Origin of the sequence: Chryseobacterium sp. HR92 (assembly GCF_045689405.1) — a bacterium.
GTDB classification, from domain to species: Bacteria; Bacteroidota; Bacteroidia; order Flavobacteriales; family Weeksellaceae; genus Chryseobacterium; species Chryseobacterium viscerum_A.
In genome coordinates this window covers 1,774,369-1,797,478 of sequence record NZ_CP139139.1, presented here as the reverse complement: position 1 = coordinate 1,797,478, position 23,110 = coordinate 1,774,369, and the positions used below count along the sequence as shown (strand labels likewise).

Annotated in this window: 15 protein-coding genes; 1 reads left to right on the top strand and 14 read right to left on the bottom strand. The window is 35.8% G+C overall.

The window, feature by feature from the left end:
• Positions 1–17: 17 nt before the first annotated feature.
• The 10 genes from SFA27_RS07990 to SFA27_RS07945 all read right to left on the bottom strand — a co-directional run bounded on the left by SFA27_RS07990 (position 18) and on the right by SFA27_RS07945 (position 11,023).
• Entirely contained in the window at positions 18–1,334 is a 1,317-nt protein-coding gene (locus tag SFA27_RS07990; protein ID WP_407297510.1) for an ATP-binding protein, read from the bottom strand.
• A 669-nt stretch (positions 1,335–2,003) separates the two neighbouring features.
• On the bottom strand, positions 2,004–2,741 hold the full coding sequence (locus SFA27_RS07985; protein WP_407297508.1) for a hypothetical protein: 738 nt from the start codon (positions 2,739–2,741) through the stop codon (positions 2,004–2,006).
• 704 nt (positions 2,742–3,445) lie between these two features.
• The gene (locus SFA27_RS07980) at positions 3,446–4,327 is read right to left on the bottom strand and encodes a hypothetical protein (protein WP_407297506.1); all 882 of its coding nucleotides are present in this window, start codon (positions 4,325–4,327) and stop codon (positions 3,446–3,448) included.
• A 54-nt stretch (positions 4,328–4,381) separates the two neighbouring features.
• Positions 4,382–5,239, bottom strand: a complete 858-nt coding sequence (locus SFA27_RS07975) for a hypothetical protein (RefSeq protein ID WP_047378123.1) — start codon at positions 5,237–5,239, stop codon at positions 4,382–4,384.
• 406 nt (positions 5,240–5,645) lie between these two features.
• Positions 5,646–6,053 (bottom strand): 5-fold beta-flower protein, encoded by a 408-nt coding sequence (locus SFA27_RS07970; RefSeq protein WP_407297503.1) that lies wholly within the window; start codon positions 6,051–6,053, stop codon positions 5,646–5,648.
• Positions 6,054–6,374: 321 nt separating this feature from the next.
• On the bottom strand, positions 6,375–6,626 hold the full coding sequence (locus SFA27_RS07965) for a hypothetical protein (protein ID WP_407297501.1): 252 nt from the start codon (positions 6,624–6,626) through the stop codon (positions 6,375–6,377).
• Positions 6,619–9,576, bottom strand: coding sequence for a hypothetical protein (locus SFA27_RS07960; protein WP_407297499.1), 2,958 nt, complete (start codon positions 9,574–9,576; stop codon positions 6,619–6,621). The genes SFA27_RS07965 and SFA27_RS07960 overlap by 8 nt, the downstream gene beginning before the upstream one ends.
• Positions 9,577–9,870: 294 nt before the next feature.
• Positions 9,871–10,251, bottom strand: a complete 381-nt coding sequence (locus tag SFA27_RS07955; protein ID WP_047378127.1) for a hypothetical protein — start codon at positions 10,249–10,251, stop codon at positions 9,871–9,873.
• Positions 10,252–10,311: 60 nt separating this feature from the next.
• Complete coding sequence (locus SFA27_RS07950; RefSeq protein WP_156118455.1) at positions 10,312–10,479, bottom strand: hypothetical protein; 168 nt, start codon at positions 10,477–10,479, stop codon at positions 10,312–10,314.
• 385 nt (positions 10,480–10,864) lie between these two features.
• On the bottom strand, positions 10,865–11,023 hold the full coding sequence (locus SFA27_RS07945; RefSeq protein WP_156118456.1) for a hypothetical protein: 159 nt from the start codon (positions 11,021–11,023) through the stop codon (positions 10,865–10,867).
• A gap of 771 nt (positions 11,024–11,794) precedes the next feature.
• On the opposite strand from SFA27_RS07945, the gene SFA27_RS07940 reads away from it, so the two are divergent.
• Positions 11,795–12,457 carry a S24 family peptidase gene (locus SFA27_RS07940; RefSeq protein WP_047378128.1) on the top strand — a complete coding sequence of 221 codons (663 nt, stop codon included), beginning with the start codon at positions 11,795–11,797 and terminating at the stop codon, positions 12,455–12,457.
• A 75-nt stretch (positions 12,458–12,532) separates the two neighbouring features.
• On the opposite strand, the gene SFA27_RS07935 is transcribed toward SFA27_RS07940, so the two are convergent.
• From SFA27_RS07935 to SFA27_RS07920, 4 genes are all read right to left on the bottom strand, one after another.
• On the bottom strand, positions 12,533–13,441 hold the full coding sequence (locus SFA27_RS07935; protein WP_047378129.1) for a hypothetical protein: 909 nt from the start codon (positions 13,439–13,441) through the stop codon (positions 12,533–12,535).
• A 103-nt stretch (positions 13,442–13,544) separates the two neighbouring features.
• Complete coding sequence (locus SFA27_RS07930; protein ID WP_407297496.1) at positions 13,545–17,156, bottom strand: PKD domain-containing protein; 3,612 nt, start codon at positions 17,154–17,156, stop codon at positions 13,545–13,547.
• A gap of 86 nt (positions 17,157–17,242) precedes the next feature.
• A complete protein-coding gene (locus SFA27_RS07925) occupies positions 17,243–20,245 on the bottom strand; it encodes a PKD domain-containing protein (RefSeq protein ID WP_407297494.1) in 3,003 nt (1,000 codons plus the stop codon).
• A complete protein-coding gene (locus SFA27_RS07920; protein WP_407297492.1) occupies positions 20,235–23,093 on the bottom strand; it encodes a hypothetical protein in 2,859 nt (952 codons plus the stop codon). Before SFA27_RS07920 ends, SFA27_RS07925 begins: the two co-directional genes overlap by 11 nt.
• Positions 23,094–23,110 lie beyond the last annotated feature (17 nt).

The window sequence follows — 23,110 nt, the reverse complement described above, 5'->3', positions numbered from 1 at the left end:
AGTTGAAATTCAAATTTTTACATAAAGATTTTATCTTCTTTTACGTATTCTTTTTTGATGCTATCCAGCAACATGTCTGCACTTACTTTGTAACCAGGTTCTTTTAATGCAATTGTTTTTAAACTTACATCCTGTATGATATTCATAATATTAGAACCGGTCAATTCATATCGTTGGGCAATTTGTTCCAAATCAATATCTTCAAGCTGTAATTGTTCAGGTAAATTTTGCTGCCAGATACGCAGACGCTCCTCATGCTTTGGATTATTGAATTGTATGCAGCTATGAAAGCGTCGCGTAAAGGCTTTATCCATATTATTTTTAAAGTTGGATGCCAGAATAATAAGCCCTGAAAATGTTTCTATGCGTTGCAGCAAATAAGAAACTTCCTGATTGGCATATTTGTCATGGGAATCTTTTACAGAGGTTCTTTTTCCGAAAATAGCATCCGCTTCATCAAAAAATAAAATCCAGTTTTTATTTTCTGCTTTGTTGAACAGTTTAGCTAATTGCTTTTCTGTTTCTCCAATGTACTTTGAGACCAGCATAGAAACATCTACTCTGAAAACAGGACGTTGGGTGTATTTTCCTAAGAGACTGGCGGCAAGAGTTTTTCCTGTTCCCGGTTCTCCATGAAACAACACTCTGAACCCTGGTTTAAGTTTTGTCTGCATGTTCCAGTCTTCCATCAGAATCCGGCTGCTATTGTACCAGGCTTCAATACTTTTAAGTTCCTGTAACGTAGTTTGAGGAAGTATTAAATCTGTCCATGATCGACGTGTGAGTATTTGTTCTGCCGGAAAGTCATTGCTCATTTTCGGCAATAATTCCGAGCCAAATATGATTTTGTTAAAAGCTTCTTCATGAACACTTATCTGGCTGTTCATTGATGCATGTTCATGGGCTGAACCTGAAAAAACAATGAGTTCTTCTTTACTCAAAACCGAATCCGGGCCGAAATAATCGAGTGCTTTTAATCGTTCTGAGATACTATCTCCTCCCAAAACGTATTGGGCAGCCTGAATAGTAGGATAAAAGAGCCTGCCGTTATCATTGGTTGAACAAAAGTCAAACAGCTCACTACCTGGAAACTCCAGATAAATGCGTTTCAGCAATGATGGGTCCAATCTTGGTAATAAAGCCATTAAAAGAATCACAACTTCCTGATGGGCAAGCTCCTTCCCTGAAATATAATCTCCTAATTGAAAATTCTCATGGTTATTAGTATTAAATTCAGGGGCTCCTACATTAAAATCCTCTGAAGGATTGTTTATACGCCATGTAATAACCTTTTCTAAATGAGTAAATAATTTTTGTAATTGTTCTGACTCCATTGGTTTTTATCTTTTTAAGATCCGGTGTATTGCATCCTTCTCACTTTAGGACACATTCACTTATCTTGTAGTTGATTTCAAAAACCTCAACCGGAAAGTAGCTCACATTCGAGTATCTCTCCACAACCGCCAAAGCAGCTGTTATTGGAAAGTTGCTCCATCATTGGAGTCCTTCTTTTTAAAGAATCAATCTGCGGCTGAAAGAGAATAGTAGATCCGTAGGCCCATCATTCTGCTTCCAGAAGGAGATTCCAATATTTACACATCAGAAAATTCCTGGATTTCAGACGCTAAAAGGTGTCCTGCCAATGAGTATCTCTCCGATTGAGGTGTGTTGTATGTTTTATGTGTTTTTAAATATCATGCAGCATCTCAAGGAGAGTGCATTGTATTTTGTAGTTTGCTAAGAAAACCTCAACCGGAAAGTAGCTCACATTCGAGTGTCTCTCCACAGCTGACACAGCAGCTGCTTTCGGAAAGTCGCTCCTTCATTGGAGTCCTTCTGTTTAAAGAATCAATCTGCGGCTGAAAGAGAATAATAGATCCGAAGACCAGCCATACTGCTTCCAGAAGGAGATTCTAATGTTTACACATCAGAAAATTCCTGGATTTCAGACGCTAAAAGGTGTCCTGCCAATGAGTATCTCTCCGATTGAGGTATGTTTGTGATTAATCAATAATGTAATTAACCAAATCGTAAAAGTCCCGTCCCAAAATAATTTTTATATTAACGGGATACGATGTATATTTTTTCCCATTTATCTCAATTTCCAAAAGCATCTGAATAAGAGAAAATGGTTTTCTATGATGAACCGTATGTCTGAATGAACCAGGTCTGGTAAGTGTCCCTGACGGATAAAACTCATTGAACTGTGATCCAGGTTTGAAATAATTAATAGGATTAATATCCAGAATCATTTCTTTAGACGTTACAGGGTATTCGGACATTCTTCCCAGGGATATTGCATCTAATTGCTGTTCCTTGTAAAAACCTGCATCTTTGAATCCATTTTTGACCTTTTTTTTCTGTTTGTAACGTTTTATAATAATCTTAGGTTTGTATTTATCAATATCCAATTCGTTTGATAATTTTACCTTTAAATATTTATAACTTACACTTCTGCTGAAAGTATGTACATAATTATCTATAGCCTGTGGTTCGCTTCCGGATTCTGCTTCCAGATTGATGTGCCCTCGTCCTGATTTTTCAATATTCCCGGCTCTATAGAAATGATAATATTTCGTTGTCCAATCTGCTGATGCCTTTACATCCAGTCCGAAATTAAGCTCATTTAAATGGAGATAATTATCTATGAATCTGCCAAACTGGCTTTCTGTAGGATATTTCCCGGTTTCAAAGTAGGTTTTCAGCTCCTCTCTTGGGGTTAATATGTTGTTTTCTTCCATGATATTTTAGTTTTCTTTATTGGCTTATGTTATTACTATAACCGCTTTCCGGAGCTGATTACCAGTTGTGATGCAAAGTTCAAAATTGATTCTTTTTTTGTTCTTATAAAAGTTTTCCACCCTCTCTATTCTGTAGTTGCAGCAATCCACATCTTTCTCATAAACAATCTATTACATATAAAATCTATGGATTTACATTTTTTCATTTTCTGCAATGCATTTCCGCCTTCCGTTTTCACAGAATTTATTATTTGCTTCAAAAAAATAGATATGACAACTCTCGTTTCGCTTTGCGGATGAAATTCCAATGGAAAAAAGCTTCCGTTACAGAATATTTTATCCTATTGAGGTTGTATTTTAGTCATGAGAATGTAATGGATTAATTCTCTGCTGCCTTGTGATCTAAATATCTTTTATATTGACGGGATAAGGCTTGTTTTGTTACCTAATAGCAATTATTATTTATATTGTGATAACAGTTCAAAATTAATCACTTTATTGTTCTTATAAAAGTTTTTTGCCCCCGCTTGTCTGTAGTTGCAGTAACTCTTAATTTTCTAGAATCCAATGATTATTATCTGATTTCAAAATCTACATTTCTTTATTCTCAGATCCATTCTGGTGGAATTGATTATGCCAGTATCATTATTGCAGGGATAAAAATGTGTTGTAATATCGATTGCTGCTCAGATATTCCAATCTGATTATTTTTCATTGATGGCATAATCACATTCGATTCTTACATTTCTGGTTTTATTGATACTCCCGTTATTTGGAATGTTTACATTATTTTGGTTTGCAGCCAGGTAACCGGTGGCTAAAAGCAGATCAGTATCTTCATCATAGATCCTGCATTCGATATTCTTATCAATTTTCCGAAGGTCTGCTCTATAAAAAAAGGTCAGAAAATCCCCTATATCATAATGATCTGTAACAATATCTCCACTTGTATATTCATGCCCCCAAAGATTTCCTCCTCCATATATCATATATTCAATAAAGGCATCAGTTTTATTAACAAATTTAATATTTGTGTTTACAATGTTTATTTTTTGCCCATAACTACGCTTGCTTATTTCAAAATAAAATCTTTTACCTTTCAGGGGACCAAAGTCAAACCCATCAGGAATTGAAGGCAGGGTATTCCCGAACAATCGAGACATCATACTATAAAACATATATGTTGGATCTGTTTCGTAGCGCAAAACATAATATTCATTTTCTCCTAAATTTTCTGCTGAGAATTTTTTTGCCTTAATAGTATAAGGTGCACTACCCAGGAAATATTGCTTTACTCCTTCAGTGTTATTACCTTTACCCGCATCAATTACCAGATCTTCTTCATCCTGTGAACTTATTACAATCGGAAACTCTTCATCTGCAGCAGCATAATTTACATAGCCGATGAATCCGTTTTCAATAGCTCCTAACCTATTGGCAAGAGTTACTATTTCCTTATTAGTAAGACCATCTTCTTTATGCCTCAAAGAATCTATTAAATCAGAAAATTGATTTTGTGTGGGATATTTACCGGTTTTAAAATAGGTTTTTAATTCTTCTCTTGGGGTTAATTTATTTTCTTCCATATTACTTTATTGTTCTCTGGTTTTCATTTCTACGCATGCTCTGTCCGGAGCTCATTATTTTACATTCTCATAATAGCTGCATTCGATTCTTACATTTCTGACCTCATTGATCTGGCCGCCATTCACAGAATTCTGGTTTTGTCCTGCTGATAAATAACCTGTCGTCAAAAGGGTATCATTTTCGGCATTATAAACTTCACACTTTATGTGTTGATTGATTTTTGTAAGGTCTGCCTTATAAAAGAAGGTCAAATAATCTCCCAGATCATAATGATCAGTAACGGTATCTTCAGCTCTATATTGATCGCCCCATCCAACGGCTTCTATTCTATATTGGATAGGTACTTCCGTTTTATTAACGAACTTAACATTAGTGTTTAAAATGTTTATTTTTCTTCCATAGGCTCCTTTTGTGATTTGTATGGGTAAGCCGATACTTTCTACCTCTCCAAAGTCAAAACCAGCAGAAACTGCATTCAGATTATTTCCGAATAATCTGTAAATGGTATAAGTCTGATTTAATTGGTAAGCCAGATTATAATATTCCGTTTCTCCCAAATCACCTTCTAAGATTTCTTTTACTTTTATAGTATAAGGTGCGCTGCCTATAATATAACGTTTATCTAAAAAGCTTCTGAAATCAGTAGATGAGATCACCTGATCCGGTTCATCATTCGTGCTTACCACTATTGAAAATTTTAGATTTCCGACATTATTTGCTAAAAAATTAACGTATATGTTGTCAATAGCTGCTAAATTATTGGCAAAAATGGCTAGTTCTCTTTTGGTAAAGACATCTTCTCTAAGCCTTAAAGAATCTATTAAATCCGCAAACTGGCTTTCTGTAGGATATTTCCCTGTTTCAAAATAGATTTTTAACTGGTCTCTGGTTGTTAGTTTATTTTCCTCCATAATACTTTTTTATAAGTTATGCTTCCGGGCATAATTACACTTTGGTTTCAATGATAATTTATGTTATGTTTTAAAGTTCTGAACTCATCCTTTTTTATCCCTGGAAAAGGATTTTAGCCTCGTTACGCTGTAGTTGCAGTAACGTTTACTTGTAAGAAACCGGATGATGACTTCTTACGTTTCATTGCCCAAAATTCATACTTTTTTTGTTCCTGTGAAAGTTTTTTGACCTGTCTATTCTGTAGTTGCAGTAGCCTTTCTTTTCTGAATAAGTAAAATAACCAGATCTGTATTTTATTTAATAAAACCTGGTCTGTATCTATAATAAAAAAGGCTCAGATTATAAAAATCCGAGCCTTTTTCAGCTTATATTCTTAATGCTAATTTCTTTTCGCAGCGTTGATGATTAATCCAGTTTAAAAAAGAAATACACTACCGCCGCCCATTCTTTTTTAACTCCTCTTGCATACCCGATAGTACTGTGGCTGCTGTTTTCAACCGTTCCATCATCTTTGATGTAACCAATAGTGGAATGACTGCTGTTTTCTACAGTCCCGTCTTCTTTCACATAGCCCACTGTAGAGTGGCTCTTGTTTTCGATAGTTCCGTCACTTTTGATGTACCCAATAGTGCTTCGGCTTTTATTTTCGACAGTCCCATCACTTTTAATGTAGCCCACGGTGGAATGGCTGTTGTTTTCTATGGTTCCGTCACTTTTAATATATCCTGTGGTACTGTGGCTTCCGGATTCTATAGTTTGGGCACCTACGGAAAGACAGAAGAGCAGGGAACAAAAGAATAGTGTTTTTTTCATATTCAATATTTTAATGAGTTATTAACTTTGATTATTTGATGTATTCAAAAGTATTGATTATTCTTTTATGTTGGATGCTATATAATTAAATCTGAGCTTATTTTTCTGAATATCAAGCTTTATTATAACCTAATTTTGTTTAGTTTATACTGTAATCAAATACAAACATTTTTTCTGAATCAGTTGGATCTAACTCTGATAATAATACTTGATTATCATTTAATTTTTCAACTCCCAAATACCTACTGTTTTCTGTTGCTAGTGGTTTTTAGATATAAAAACCGCTTTATTTCTAAAGCGGCTCAAATCATTTATGAAAATTTAATTTTCTTCTTTGTCTATTATTTTCATGATTTCTTTTGCCTTTACCTCATCTATAAACTCACCAGGAGTTGGGTCTGGGTAATAGCTATTTATTTGAGGAAATTCATGCCATTGTTTATTATAATATGTTTCTCCTATTTCTCCTATTTGATCATATACTACCCTTCTGTGCAATTCTTTGAATCCGGCTTCATCATCATGAACATAAATGAAATCAATTATTTTGATTATTTCTTTTTCTTTATTCATTTTTAAGTAAATTTATATTTTTAGGTGTTTCGATATTTTTATATGCTTCTGCTTGTTTAGCATTATTTATAGCTTTTAATTCTGCTGTTGCATCTGCTGCTCTTGAAGCTTCATATAAATCGTGTGTTTCAGATTTTACCCGGAAAGTTTCATTTGTATGAAATTGTAACTCAAATTGTTGCCCAGTTGGTGTTTCAAAAGTTACATTTAATCCTTTATATGAGCCATCTCCTTGAAACCAAGCATTAAATGCCTTTGTTTTTTTATATCCTTTTATTTCAAGTTCTTTGACTATTTTAAAATAATTTTCTACGTATACTTTTGGCTCGAATGTAATAGTAAATCTAAGGACATCGTTCATTTTTGAAGCAACTTTATTTATAGCTTTTTCAATCCCAATCTTTTCTATATGTCGATCCTGAGTTCTATCATTAATTTTTCTAGTTAAAGATTCCTCTCCTTTTATTGCAAAATCCAACCCCTCCATTTTGCCTCCGGTTTCTTTCGCCAAATTTAGTAAATCACCCTGGACTAATTCTTTTTCTAATTCTGCATTTGCAATCAATTGTTTTGCTTTTTCGTTTGCTATAATATATTTCTGAGTCTTTTCATTAATATCTTCAGAATATTCTACTCTTTCATCAACCTGTTTAGGCTTTTCTTCAAATGTATTACTTTTCTTTAAATTATCATCAATCTCCCGCAGAGCTTTTTCAGATAAGTTTTTGGTAATTTCTATTTGCTTCTCATTCGCCCTTTTCCCCACTTCTTCATTGCTGATAAACTTCTCGTATTCTTGTAGCACAGCATCACAAGCCTCGGTATCCTTCGCTAATTTTACCCCTTCTTGCATTTTACTTACTGCCTGTACCTGTTCTTCTATCAGTGCATCTATATGCTCTGGTATTTCTGTACGCAACTCTTGCAGTAGGCCTGCTTTATAGGTTTCTATTCCTTTTAATCCTTCAGGTGTTTGACTTATAGCTTTCCAACTGGTAATTTGCCCGTTTTGAGTAGTTGCTTGCACGTAAAAATCATCACCTTCTTTATCCAGTCTTTCTATAAAAGTTTGAATATCCATTTGGGCCAGCTCATTTGCAGTTTGTGCAGCATTTTGTTTAGCCTGCTCCCCACTTTGTATTAAACTTTGTTTATTATTTTCCAGCTCTGTCAAAAATCCGTTCTTCACTGCAGCAAAATTATCGAGACCTATCATCTTTCTTAGTTTAGCTCTAAAGTTTTTCACACTTTCCCCTATTCTAGCTAATGTTTTTGGGAAATAGGTTTTTGCAATAAAACCTGCTGCTTTTGCCAAACCTAGCATGGCAAAAGCTACTATAAAATTAGTACGCGCAGAAGCAGCCTGGTTTACATTTTCCTTAAACGTATTGGCGTCTTTAGCCTGTGACGCCGCCTTTATACGAGCTTCAGATTCTAATGCCGACAAAGTAATGGTAGCATACAACAATACTTCTATAATTGTAGCTATAATGGCAGCCACCTCACCTACACCTGTAAGCATAGCAATCACAGCAACTATACATGCTGCTGCCAACAACCAACCCGATACTTTAGCACCTGCTCCCAAACCTGCGGATAATCGTTGCCATGCATTCACATCTCCATTAGCGGCCTCTTTTATGTCTTTTTCTATAGCTTCTGCTGTTTCGGGTGTATTCATCAAGGTAGCCGCTTTGACAAAGTCTTTGGCAACCTCTCCCGGATGGTCTTTCATATACCGCAGCTGCGCTGCCGTCGCTTTTGTGGTCTGCTCTCTAGCTAAATCATACTGGTCACTTTCAGATATATTGCCTATTTGGTTATCATCAAACCCATTCCAAGAACCCTCTATAGCTTCCTGCATAGATTGAGGCACGTTCGCTGCCTTCATCTGTTCGCTTAATGTTTTCAGTTCTTCTTTTTTTGCCCAAAAGAGATCTACGGCTTTTTCAAACAATTCTATATTATCTGTAGCTTTTAGTGTAAGAAGTTGGAATAGTACGATATCTTCTGGTGACAATTTTTTCAGTTTTTCGGCAATCACCAATAAGCGTTGATAATCTGCTAGCTTAAGGTTACCTTTTTCTAACTTGATGAGCTTTTTTATTTCATTAGGTAGTTTGGCCAGTTCGTTTTTCAATTCTTCAGGTGTTTTTCCTTGATTAGATTTAAGAATATTACCTTCATCTACTTCTTTGCTCAATTTTTTACCATTTCCCGTACCCTCACCTCCTACTACTCCTTTGTAGTCAGATTTTCTGTAATCTGCACTTCCTCCTGAACTTACGAGTGTTTTTACATATGCATCTTCATATTTAGGTGTCCAGGAATGATTAACTTCTTGTCCAAAAATCATTCTTTCCGCATAACGATCCAGCTTATAGTTAGTATCTATACTACGATTATACTCATCTGTTTTGTAAGTATCGAAGTGTAAGGTATATACGTCACCTTTTTGGGTTACTCTTTCATTACCACCGGCCTGGGGTATAAATTCGGGCACAAAATTTTGATTTTCATCTTTACTTTCAGTGGTTTGTTTCTGTATGCTCTCCGGCTGATAAGTTTCAGGTTTAATATCATGATAATCTTGTACCTGGCTGGTATTCAAGGTAAATACATAGCCTTTTTCCATATCCCTGGTTTCCGGATGGTTGGCATCACCGGTTTTTGCTAAACTTTCCTGATGCTTTTTATACATTATTTCCGAGCCCTGATCATAAATGGTTTGTGAACCATGAACCATCGGAATATTACCAGTGAGACTGACTACATTACCACTAGGACTTGCTGATCCCGTTTTAAAGGATGATTCTCCAGACTTCTGTGTCTGTACATTTGCCACTTGCACCTCAGACTGAGGTACAACTACCGGATCCTTCGGCTTCTGCTTTTTGCTCTGGTTTTTATGGGCCTTATTGTCTTTTTCTACAGGTTTTGCTGCTTTCATTGACTTAGTTTTTTAATTTCATATTGTTTTAAAAGACCTATAGGCACAACTAAAATATTGTGCCTGATAGGGTGCCTGCCGGGTTGGAAAAATCATACCGGGTGAGGTAGATTCTTTAAGAATTTAAGTAAATAGAAATGGTATTTGACTTTGAGAAACAGGCAACACTGAACCATTTCCTGGTTTCTTCTCTTGTTTTTGAATTTTCAGGTTTTTTAAGTTTTAATACACTCTTTTCCGGATAATATCTCCTTGGGAGTGATTGATTCTGTCATTACGGTCAGAATCTTTTTATTATTTCATATCATCTTTCTTTTCTTCTTCCTCATCAGATGATCTGTCTGTATTGCTGGCACCATATCGGTTTTCAATAAGAAGGTTCACTGCTTTATCAATCCAGTTAGGCAGATTATTAGTGATCATCTTCAGGAATTTATCATAACCGTACCCCAATACAAACAGTACCCCTGTTGAATACCATTTGTCATGCAATTCGGCTCTGTTCATTAAATAGCTCATCGTAAAGCCTACGATTACTACGATTACCAATGTGATAAAATGTTCCCATGGCTGTTTTTTCTCTTTATTTTGTATGGAGACCAGTACCCTTAGTACCCCTCCTGAAAATGCTATTGCAGTTCCGATTAACAGGGCTTTTATACTATCCAAATTCATTCTTTTCTTCTCTATTATTTATTAAAAATTTTAATTTTCAAGCAACTTTCAGATGTTTAATTATTCCTGAGACAGAATGTACATATCATCTAAAAACTTTCTGATTTTCCGGATATTTTCGCTCTCATCCGCATAAGCTAACTCGTCAATAATATCACTGATATCTCTGCCTGGCTTCTTTAGTTTTTCCTTATCTTTTTTCTTTTTTTTCTTTTCTTTTTTTTTCATGGCTACTAGAATTTTAATTAAATGAATAATTGATTTTTTAGTTTTTTTTAAGTTGATTCCGCTTCCAATACACTAAGGCCAAACGGTTTCTTTTTAAAGTTCATATCTCATTTAAAACAACAGAACTAAAAAGCAAAAACCGTTTTTCACCTTAATATTTTACCTATAATTTAAATTTGAGAAAGATATCAGAGCAGCCTTTTAATCTGATGGATGGGCTGTTGAGGATCTAGCAATAACTTTGAATCCCTTTTATCTTTTTAGAATGAATAATTTCAAGAAATGAATTATGAATACACACTATCTACAAACATTATCTTATTGATATTCACATTACAACATTATATTAAATGGTAAGGACTGAGCTTTCTTCCGTGATCATACGTTATGGCTGAAGAATAATGTTATATATTGTTCTTTCAGACAGAAACAACATTTCCATAAGCTCATTGACAATCACTTTCATCTGTTTATCCTGATTACGTCTTACATAATCAATGACAAAATCTTTTCTTTTTTCGACTAATTCTTTACTACGTTTCATATTCTATGGTTAAAAGTTTTTTTGGTTAAAAAGTTTTTTCCGAATCAGACAAGCTTCCTATTCTTATATATTGACCGTTTCATTAAGTCATAAGAAACCCTAAAGGCGAATATTCCGCCTTTTAACAAGATGTCTGATTCCATTATTTAAATTTGTTTTTTTAGAAGCGGGTACCTGATATTTCCCAATAAAAATCTCATTCTGGCTTCTATCTTCTAAATTTCATTTGCCTTTTTAGTATGTATTATCAACCTTACTGCCAACTATAATTAATCGATATTTTATATGCTGAACAGCAGCGTTATTCTACATTTCCGGGTTGTTTTTTATTTTCTGGAAAAACAAAGAGCAAAATGATTGCTTTATTTAGATATCAATCAAAAAATAAACGCATTTTTATCATTATTAAAACAGTCTTAAAACGAACAAAAATCCAAAAAAACTCAAAATAAAAACGCACTTTTTACATTTTATAGATTATTGAAAATTTTTCTATTCCTATCTGCGCCGGATAAAACAAAAAAGGAAAATATCTACATTTTAAATATATTAGGCACAAAATAAATACTTAACTTTTTTAATTACAGATAATTATAAGCAAAAAATAACATTTTCAAATATTAAAAAAAAATTAAATTTTAAATATAATTTTGTACATTTGTACTGTTTCATCATAATGACGAAACAAATATACGAACATTGTTCGTTTTTCAAAATAAAAAACGAACATTTTGTTCATTTTTTTTCACAAATAACTATAAACATATCAAAATGAACTATTTAGAATTCAAAGAAATCAGGAAGAAACTAAACATGAAGCAGGCTGATATCGCTAAATCTATAGGAGTGGGTACCAGAGCCGTGCAATATTGGGAAAAAGGCGAACGAAAAATACCGGAAACGACGGCTTACTTTGTCACCAATTTACTGTTAAAACAGCAGGAACTCAATGATGACAGCGCATCTCCGGTTGTTTTTTCAGATTTGAAGATTATGCATGTCCCGTTGGCGAATCAATATGCACAAGCCGGTTATCTGAGTAATTTTGCTGATGAAGAATATATAGAAAGCTTACCCACTATTCCTTTTACGGACGATGTAGAGCACAGAGGTGAATACATGTGTTTTGAAGTAAAAGGAGACAGTATGGATAACGGATCGTACGAAAGCTATCTGGAAGGAGACATTATCTTATGCAGAAATATCAGACAGGATTACTGGATGAGTAAGCTGCATTATGATAAATGGGATTTTGTGATCGTTCACAAAGAGAAAGGAATTCTGGTAAAGCGAATCATCAACCATGACGTGGAAAGAGGAATTATCACCCTTCATTCTCTGAATGAATATTATGAAGATTTCGAAATCCATCTGAAGGATGTTGCGAAACTTTTCAATATTATAAGTACAAGACGTAAAAACAACAGAAGATAACTGCCTGAGTGAATAAAATCCTCAATTGCTTGAGGATTTTATTGGGGCATTAAGATCATCTCAGTATAAGATATTCTAACAGCTTACTTTGTCTTCCCTACCAATTATTGTAGCATTTTCCGGATCTACCCGATAAATGGCACTTGGATTAAGATATGAACTCAGGAATCTGATCCATCTGATCCCACTTCTTTTGAAGCTTTCGGGTGCATTTGGCTCAAATTCTTTTATATTTGTAGGTGTTGCAAGCATACCATTAGTCAAGTAAATCAAAGTTCCTATATCTGCTGAAGAGGGTTTCAAAATTACTTTCACTTTCCAGGCAGGGTCTGTCCCATTACAAAGAGGGTCTGGGTTCAGATCATCTACACCAGACAAACAATAGGCTTCTACTGCACCACTCCACTCTTTAGAATCAAACTGAACAACATCTGACCAATCTGAAATTCCATCCGGCTTACAATACTTTCTTATTCTTATATATAACTTAGTATTATCAGGAATTTTCCCATTTTTCATATCAATATTTTCAAATTGGGTATACGCAGTATCGCTAAAGCCCACCTTTGTATAAATAATGTCTGTAAAGTCAGGATCTTTTGCTATCTGATATTCCAATGTTGCAAGATTGGTGGTATCATCAACCCAGTAGTTCATTACGATCTGGCCGTCATCCAGCACTTTTATATCATAGATTTTAGGAACGTAACAAGTAGAAGAAGTATTACATCTCCCAACGTTCAGAAAAAAATCTCTCTTAGTAACAATTCCGCCTACAGCCAGTTTCACTTCCAATTCGTATGTGCCTGGAGTTTGAATATCATTTTGAATATCATTAAGCTTTATTGCATTACCCGTTACAACCAATTGCTTTATATCATGGGTAGGTCCCGGCGGATTTAAATAAGTCACAGTCGCCTCTGTTAGTGGCAATGAAGATTCATATCCTATTTTGAATGAAACATCACATTTTGCTGCTGCCATTATATTATGTTTTTATTGTTAATATTATATTTTATCAATATCTAAGGGGTGTTGAAATCATTCTAAAGAAAAAACACCCCTTGATATCAGATTAGGTTTAATATCAATACACTGTTACAGTTGTTGTATCAATACTAAATGCATCACTATTCGCATCCTTAACCAGAAGCTGGAATTTATAGTTACCAGCAATTAAATCTTCAACGATCAGTTCTCCGTTAGCAGGATCACTAATAAGCTTCACATCCGGACCTTCTAGTTTGCTCCAGAAGTATAGAAGTACGGGCGCTCCGTCACCTGATCCTTTTAGTCCAAATCTCCCCAGTTCTAAAGAAAACCGCAGATCTTTCGCCCCGGCATCAGCTTTAATAATCGGCAGAGTGGCAGGACAGCAGTTTACACTATCTGATAAGTCTATCTTTTTGATCGCCACGTACCAATCTCTTACCGTAATAGTCTGAGTACATTCACCGTTACTCACCTTCACATTGATCACCGGGATATTTTTTGGATCTACATTCATCAAGGTATAACTCATATTTCCATTAGCATCCGGCTGAGAAAGCGGGTTACCATCTACACTGTAAGTATAGTTTGTAAAGCCTGGCCCTGAAACGACAAAGTTTACTTTTGTTTCATTTGAATTACCGGCCGGATATTCAACAGATTTAACAGATATCCCAACCTTCGGTGTTGAAATAACCCTAATACTGCAGTTGGTTTGTTTTCCGTTTACAGTAAAGGTAATTACCTGACCGTGTAACGCAGGATTCACCAGATTCGGATTGAAGGAATATCCCCCAGCACCGGATACAACACTAGCTTCAGCACCAGCACTGGCTGCTACAACTCCATTGCTGGGTACCACGTTAAAAGGTATAGAACCGGATTCAGAACAAATAGTATTCACCGGCAAGCTTAATTGAACCGGAGCATCATACCAACCTCTTATAGTCGTGTATTGAGAACATCCTCCTCCAGTCACATTCACTCCTATCACCGGAATATTTTTTGGATCAAGATTAGAATATTTATAACTTATCTTACCATTTATAGGTTTGGGAGGAGTAAACTGCCCGGTACCCAGAAAATCCCATTCGTACATATATTCTGTAAAATATGGTCCGGAAACGTCAATGTTTATTGTGGTTTCTGTTGAACCGTTCGCTGGATAATCAACAGTATAATTAATATTAACTTTAGGCGGCGGAATAACCTTAATACGACAGTTCGTTGATTTATCGTTTACAGTAAATGTAATATATTGACCATACAAAGCAGAATTCACTGCATTTGGATTGAAAGAATAGCTTCCATTGCTGGATACAACACTGGCTTCAGCACCGGCACTGGCTTTCACAATCCCATCCGTAGGGAATAGATCAATAAAAGGTATGGAATCAGATGAAGAACAAATAATATCTGTTGCTAAACTTAACCGAACCGGAGCATCGTACCAGTCTCTTATTATAACATCCTGGATACATCCGCTGCCATCTACTTTTACTCTTATTGCCGGAATATTTTTAAGATCCAGATTGTAATACTTGTAACTCACAAATCCATTTGCATCCGGCTTTATCGGAACCCAAACGTCAGTCCCAAGGAAATCCCAGCTGTACTTATAGTCTGCAAAGTTTGCTCCGGAAACTTTAATGTTTACTATTGTTGCTGTTGAGTCTCCTCCAGGATAAATGACAGGTTTTACAACTTCTACTTTAACATCCGGTTCTGAAATCACTTTAATGCTGCAATCAGTAGGTTTACCATTGACAGTAAAGGTAATTTCCTGACCATAGAACTGTTCTTCCACAGCCTTCGGATCAAAGATATATTGTCCATTGATAAATTTCACACCATTACCGATACTTGCTTTCACAACTCCATTCATTGGGGATACTGTAAAAGGTATTGGGTCGGATTCAGCACAGATAACAGAAGTTGGCAAACTCAATTTGATAATTGCTTTTGGAGTACAACAGATGTATGGAAGTGAAAAGTCTGCAATAACTTTTGGATTTCTCACAGAATCATAAACCAGAATAAAAGTGCCACCACGTTTTACTCCCCGCTTATGTTCCAATCCCGAATTTTTTTCGACATATTCATTGAAATATGTTTTTGACAGATCTTTATTTCCCTTTAATTCTTCTAAAGACAAGAGCATAATATCAAATCCCAGCTGCTGCTTATCCTTGATTTCCTTTATCTGTTCAAAGGCAACCTGGTAATCCATCCCCTGATGACCTTCTATATTATAAAACGAATAGTTATCTATATTGAGATTTAAAGGACTTTCTTTTTCAAATTGTCCTATTAACACCCAATCTGTATCAAATGTTAAATTGCTGCCAGATGACCGGTTGCTCGTTTTATCAAAGTTCCACGCTTTTAAGAAATTTTCTGTAACCGTGTAATAAAAAGGAATCGCTTTATTACTCAGAGGATTCAGTTTTTGTGATGGAGTAATTTTAACCTTTTCCTTATTTTTAATAATATTATCAGGATTAAAATATCCCACCTGCTGATTAAAACGATTAATCAGGGTTTTAACTCTTTGGGTTGCTTTTTCATCATCCAAAGCAGGTGAATTATAAAACTGATGTCTTGAGAAATCCAACTGAATATCTGATATTAATTTCCCAAGCATGATGTGTTTAGGAAAAGAAACAAAATCCGGAAGACATTTAGTAAATGCTTTAGGAAGCAATTCTACAATTTCAGAATAGGTATCCATTAAATCTTTTACGACATCGTAAGCATACTGAAAACCTGAGTCCTGATTAAAAATTCTTGTAAATGATGCTTTAAACGTATCGTAATTGGCTGTTGGAATCCCTACTATTTTACCGATTGCTTCCATTCTTTCAAAAACAACCTTCCCAAAATCAGTTTTATCCACAGCCTTGATATATATATTTTTTAAATCAGAAGCACTCAATTTTTTATCTGAAACAAACTGTTCTAAAATAACACGGTTTTGTTTCACAGGCTCCATTATATCTTCTATAAACAAAGGATGAGGCTGAAGACGATCTTTTCTTTTGAGCTTAACCTCACCTGTTATAGGGTCAGGTAGAGTAAAACCATCTTCTCCAAGAATATGAGTGATCCCTCTTGCTGTAGTAACTAATACTTTAAGGTTTCTGGTTTGCTGTATTCCATGATTATCACAGTCAACACCTCTACAAGGCTTAACTTCTTTTTCATAGTCCTCCAAATACAGCAGCAGGTATTTGTCTTCTAATTTTGTAAGATTATTAACAGGTTGAAAATCAGATCTTGCATCCTGAGCTATTGCCAGTTCCCATAGTTCAATCTGCTCGCTCCCCTCGTAAAACGCAGGGTATTTTATTTTAAAATTATCATATACTTTAAAATGGGTGAAGTTTTTATTTTCAAGATCAACCGTTTTCAGATCGCTCATGTACAAATCTTCACTTATCTTACTCGTATTGTTCAGGGTTAATAAATCTCCGTCGGTGGTAAGCGCTGCTCCCTGAGAAAGCTGTATGCCGCTGAGCAGCCTGTTTTTATATATAAGTGTTGGTTTGAGGCCGCATACAATACCTACTCCCTGCAGCAGTACTCTGGACAAACGGTCCTGATCTTCAAAAAAATCCAGGAACTCATTGAACTGATCAGGATCTTCTATATACTGCCCTTTACTGAATTTACGGTATTGGACTGCTATACTACTTAATTGATTCTTCATTATTGTTCATTTTTTAATGATTTATTAAGGTCTTTTAATAAACTTCATAGACAATTGAAACTGCCTATGAAGTTATTATCTGACTATTATTTTGTCACTCCTGTACAAGGGTTTATTCTTAGGAAATTACCATTTGGATAACCAAAATAAATAGGAACTGTAGCGTTTGCCAGGAATATTTCGGTATAGGCAACATCCTGGTGGCAACCAGTTGGCGGTCTGTTATTAACAGGTAGAGCACATTCAAGTGAAAACTCTACAAAACCATCTGATGATTGTGATGCCATTTGCTTAGCTTCTGCCTGAGTGATGATAATTTCATTATATCTGCTCAATGCAGGAGTACCCTGTTTATGGTTACCTCTATCCTGACTGCCTCCTGTATTACTTAAATGTATATTTCCAATAAAGCCAGGGTATGGATTGATCCCTCCTATGACAATACCATTTCCTTTTAAGTTGAAAGTAGCATCATTACAAACGTGACCTGTGTCTATATCGTCTCTATACTGAATGACTACTCTCATACCACTTAAACATGCAATAGTGGATTGACCTTTTAATTTTAGCGGAGCTAATTTGTAGACCGTACTACAGCCATTAGCATTGGTTACTGTAAGTGTTGGATTGAAAGTTTTCTCTTGTCCGGCAACAAGCTTATACACATGGATTTTTTTGTTAGTTGGTGCCTCGTTATGAATAATTGGAGTACCATCATCAAAATTCCAGGTAAATGTAAGACCTGTAAAGTCTCCAGAAGCATCAAACTCAACTGTTGCATCCGGGTTGTTTGCATTTTCGTCCATCGTAGGAGCATCATAACTCACCGTACCTGTAGTCACAGATATATTTGGTTGTGCATACACTACCATCTGTGCTTCCACTGGATCATCATTAACGGTAAACGTAATAGTTTGTCCAAAATAAGCCGCGTTAACCAGACCAGGATCGAAGAAGCTTTGACCTCCCGATTGTGTAACCGCAGGAATCTGAGCACCATTTACAAATGCTTTTACCTGCCCATCTACCGGAACAATTGTCATCACAATTGGAGCATCTTTCTGACATAGTTTGTTTGCCGGTAACGACAGGAATGCAGGATCCTTTTTAGAGCAACACAGATAAGGCAGTGAAAAATCTGCAAGAACCTGGTTATCAGCTTCCGAGTGATAAATCAATGCGAAAGTTCCGCCCGGTTCCACTCCAGCCACATGCTCCAGGCCTGATTTCCTTTCTAAAAATTCGCTTAAAAGCTCACTTACAACATCGTCTTTTTTCGGATCCTGCTTTACTACCGTAACCCCATCTGAAGATCCTTCTTTTGAGAATTCAGCCTGGTTCAGTAATCTTAGCTGCTCATCCAGTTTAGAGATGTTCAGTAAAGTATTCTGTGAATTGGTTGTCCTGTTGCTTACATCGCTGGAAATGGATATCAGCTGCTTTCTGAGCTCATCAATAGATACTGTTTTTTCACGGATTGGCGGCTCGCTGCCAGGTTTTTCCCCTTTTTCCAGAACCAATGCAATAACATCAAAGGCTAAACCGTATTGTGTTTTAAGATCATTGATGTTTTGCAATGCTGTTTTATAAGGCATTCCAATGTGACCTTCGATTCTATAAAAATCATTATTGTCAATGTTATAATTCAGCGGATTCTGAATAAAATCTTCTCCTGATAAATTGGCTGTATGATAACTTAAATTGTAAGCAGCTCTATCGGTTTTTGCTTTTTCAAAGTTCCATTGGGCCAATAAAGATTGATCTACATTATAGTAATACGGTATTGCTTTATTACCCAATCTTACATTCAGGTTTGAAGGCGTAATTTTAATACGTCCGATATAGGATTGAAATCCATTGACTTTCTGCACAAAACGATTGGCAAGCATTACAACTCTTTCATAATTCTCATCATCATTGGTCGTAATTGGTGAATTATAAAAATCGTGACGTAATGGGATATATTCTCCTAATTCCTGCTTTGCTCCAACTGGCCCTAACATAAGGTGTTTAGGGAATGAGCTAATATCCGGACAGCATTCAGCATTGAGATGCAGGATCAGCCCTTTTATTTCATTGTAGGTATCAATCAGGTCCTTTAATAAATCATATCGGTACTGATAATCTTCTAAGGCCGGAGAAGTACTTGTCAGCAAAGGGTTCAGTTTATCATAAAGCGTCTGCCCGCCCAGATTCATATTTACATTAAAAGCTCCTGCAATAGAGGTAAAGCCATCACTTAATTCTGCAACAGTACTGATAGCGCCCTGAAATTTGGTCTTTAACTGCGGTGCTGTTTTTACAAGAGCATCCAGAATAACTCTTTTGGCCGCTATGTTAGGCAAACTGTCAAAAAGTTTTTCATATGTATTGTGCTGTTTATAGATAGCATCTTTTGCATCTCCTTTCGTGATAAGCTCTGAAACAGACGCTGAATCTGCCAGAAGTATTTTAAGATTAGATACCTGCTCTGCTCCGTTATTGTCACAATCAGCATCCTGACATGGGGTCTCATCATTAGAATAACTTTCCAGATACAGAATAACAATTTTATCATTTAATGAACTATAAATCTCACTTACCTGTTTAAAATCTCCGGCATTAGCCCCTTCGTTCAATAATTGTCTATACTCTTCTGTTGTAAACAATTCTAAAAGAGGTATTTGCTGTCCTCCGATACGAAAATGTTCATATCCTTGAACATCAATATAATTCCTATAGTATTTGTAATTTTTAGCCTTGAAGTCTATGATAGCCTCTGACCTTTTGCTTCCTACCTGGCGCAGCGTTATCAGGTCTCCATCAGTAGTAACCCCAGCTCCCTGTGTAATCATAATAGTATCAAAGGGAATCTCAAGATCCATATCTCCTGGTCTGGATGCTTTTTCTGTCAGAGAAGGTGAGATTTCAAGTTCTACGTACTTCGATTGAAAACCGCATACTACCCCAACTCCACTCAGGCGGGTTCTTGATAATCTGTCCTGATCTTCGAAATAGTCTATAAATTCGTTTAATTGCCCTTCTGTTAACGCCTGATTGTCGTTGAACTTTCTATATTGGGTTGTTACATTGTCTAATTTAGTGTTCATTATTTTTCAATTTTTTTGATAAGTTCGATTGTCCTAATATGATTTTTCCGTCCAGAGTGTCGTTATCATTGGCGTCGCAGTCCAAAAGCCTTCCCGGTCTATAAATATTGTTTAAATGGCTAAGAGCGGTTAGTAAATCCGTAATGCTGTTTCCAAGATTCACAATATTGTTCCTCGCTTTATCTGAAAGGTATTTTTTAAATGCTGTTTCAAATTCAGCCAAATCGTTCTGAGCGGTTTGTTTTTCACTCAAACGGTCTCCCACCCAGCAGATTTTTGCTAAAACATGAGCCGGAATTTCCTGTCTGATCACGGTTTCCGCATAACGCCTGAAATCAGGATCCTGAAAACGATAAGCAAAACCAGGAAGAACAACACTCACCCTGTAAGAATAAGGGTCAAAGACATCTGTCTCGCAGCCTTCTTCACAAGAAGACATAAAGGCTTCCGAATATTCTATCGGATCTGTAGTAGGATTTTCTTCTTCCAGGTCATACATAATTCTGAAAGTACCTCCTACAGACATACAGCCAATACCTCCCATAAGTTTATAATCTTTAGTGGTGGGCTTTAGCAATAAATGCTCAACAAGGAAAATACCTTCTTCCGTAAATTCATATTTGAAATACTTCACCGTTGCCTTAATTCCTTCTTTCAATTCTTTCAAATCTGAATAAGGATTAGTTTTTTTGTGAACAGCAATTACATTTTTTGCATCCGAATCATCTACAATTTCCAAATAATAGTTACCACCCAATGAAACACGGATTTTTATATTTCCGATGAAGCAATACCCATCTTCACATGCTTTTAATTTTTCTAATGTAACTTCAGGATGTTTCTCATCTAATCTGTCTAAGGCATTCTGAAGATCTTCCTCATCAATCTGAATGGTTTGATAAATGGCATCATTCAGGTTTTTGATGGCAATATGCTCAGTAGTATAAACATTGACAGATGATAAGATGATATTGCTTCCTGTATCTTTTACTTTCCAGGTGTAAGTATTTTTACCGGCATTGTCTGTTGTTTCAATAATGGATACCGGAGACTGAGATAAGTTTCTCTGGGTATAATCTTTAATTCCCAGCAACCGGGCAATTCTTTTCTGAACACCGGAAATATTACTGGTATTCCAAAGATCTGAATCTCCAATTAAGGTATAATTATAGCCTAAACCTCTGTCTTTACTTAATGATGAATATTCTTTTAAGAAATTTTCTTTGTTGTATAAGACAATTTCATCGGTAGATTTCCCATACAGTGATTTCATCAAGAAGGTATAGTCACTGAATGTTTCAGCAAAACGGGAGATTAAATGATCCAAAACTTCGTTTCGGCGTTCCACACTGTTATCCAGCTCTTCATATAATGAATCTGTAAGTTGATCATCGCTTTCCGTATCATAGTTGGAAACCAGTTCATCAAAGCCTTTAATATTCTTAAGAGCCTGAGTAAAAAAGGTTCTTTTTAACTTACCGTTAATGCTTAATACTTCTTTTACTTTTTCAAGATGTTTGAAATAGCCGGCAAGGATCTGATCAAAAAATAGCAAATACCCTTTCATTTGTTTGGCCAGGGCTTCTCTCTCCGGTGATGGATTCCCAATAATTCCAGATTCTCCTACTCCATAGGTATCCGGAAATTCATTCAGAATAGTAGCATAATTCGCAATATCATATGAAGTTCCTTGCGGCAGTACCAACTCTTTATTCTGTCTTGCATCATCTCTAAGTACTTCTTCTTCTCTTTTAAGAGTTTCCAGGTAATCCTGAACTTTTTTCTCATTGATATTTAGTGGAAGAGATCCTTTACTGTAGCTGAATGAACTCAGCTCGCACAGCTCCGGTTTTCTGCCTTTTTCAATGCAGATCAGCCAGTCATTATTTTGTTTGATCACGCTGTCACAACCTGCAATAGATACGTCATGAATTTCTTTAACACCTTCAATCTTCATGATTTCACTGATGATATCGGAAAGACGAACTTCTCTTCTTAACTGACTGTTTCTAAGTTCTTCAGTATCGATAAAGCCATTATCAAGAAGCGGACCTTCAAAAATCTGATCTGTAGTCAGACCTTTGTCCAGCATTTGTTTCAGCGAATAAAAATGAACCTCCGGAGACAGATAATTATTGATTGTTCTGATGACTTTAGCATGCACCAGTTCTTCATCAGCTTTACTGACAAGTCCGATACGGGCACATACTGCAACTTTCTGGATTTCAACTTCTTTAATTTCCGCCAGATCTTCACAAAGTCCTCTATTGGCATGATAGCTGTCTAATATTTTGGTATTGACATTAGATTTTTCACATCCAACACCATCTGTATCAATATCTTCAGCATAATCTACATAAAGGTCATACACTCCTTTTACGTTAAAACTTTGTGTTTTTTCTCCGATAGGTTTAAAGTCTAAATCCCCGGTTTTACAATCGACATATAATTTTTCATTTTTAGGAACCAGCCAGCAGTTACGGATTGGTCTTTTAAGACTTCCAGGCATGCTGATATCGATAAACAGCTTTCTGTAGTCCAGTTCGTTTAAAGGTCTTGAAGGTAAAATTTCTGCAGCCTTTAAAAACTGGGTATGAATGTCTGTTTTTACATCATCAGATGCCAGGATATCTTCCATGTTCAGGTTCATCCTCATCCCAAGATCCGTTATGGCATAACTTAAAACTTCCAATGTGGTGATACCAGGATCATGAGAGTTATAATCGGTCCAGAGTTTTCCTCCTAACTTTTCTATGTATTCAATTCCTGTTTTGCGTAGAAAATGAAAATCTGTCTGATCCCCGGTTTCTATATTTTTTGATATACTAATATGTTTATTTTCTGACATGATTATGTTTCTTCTTG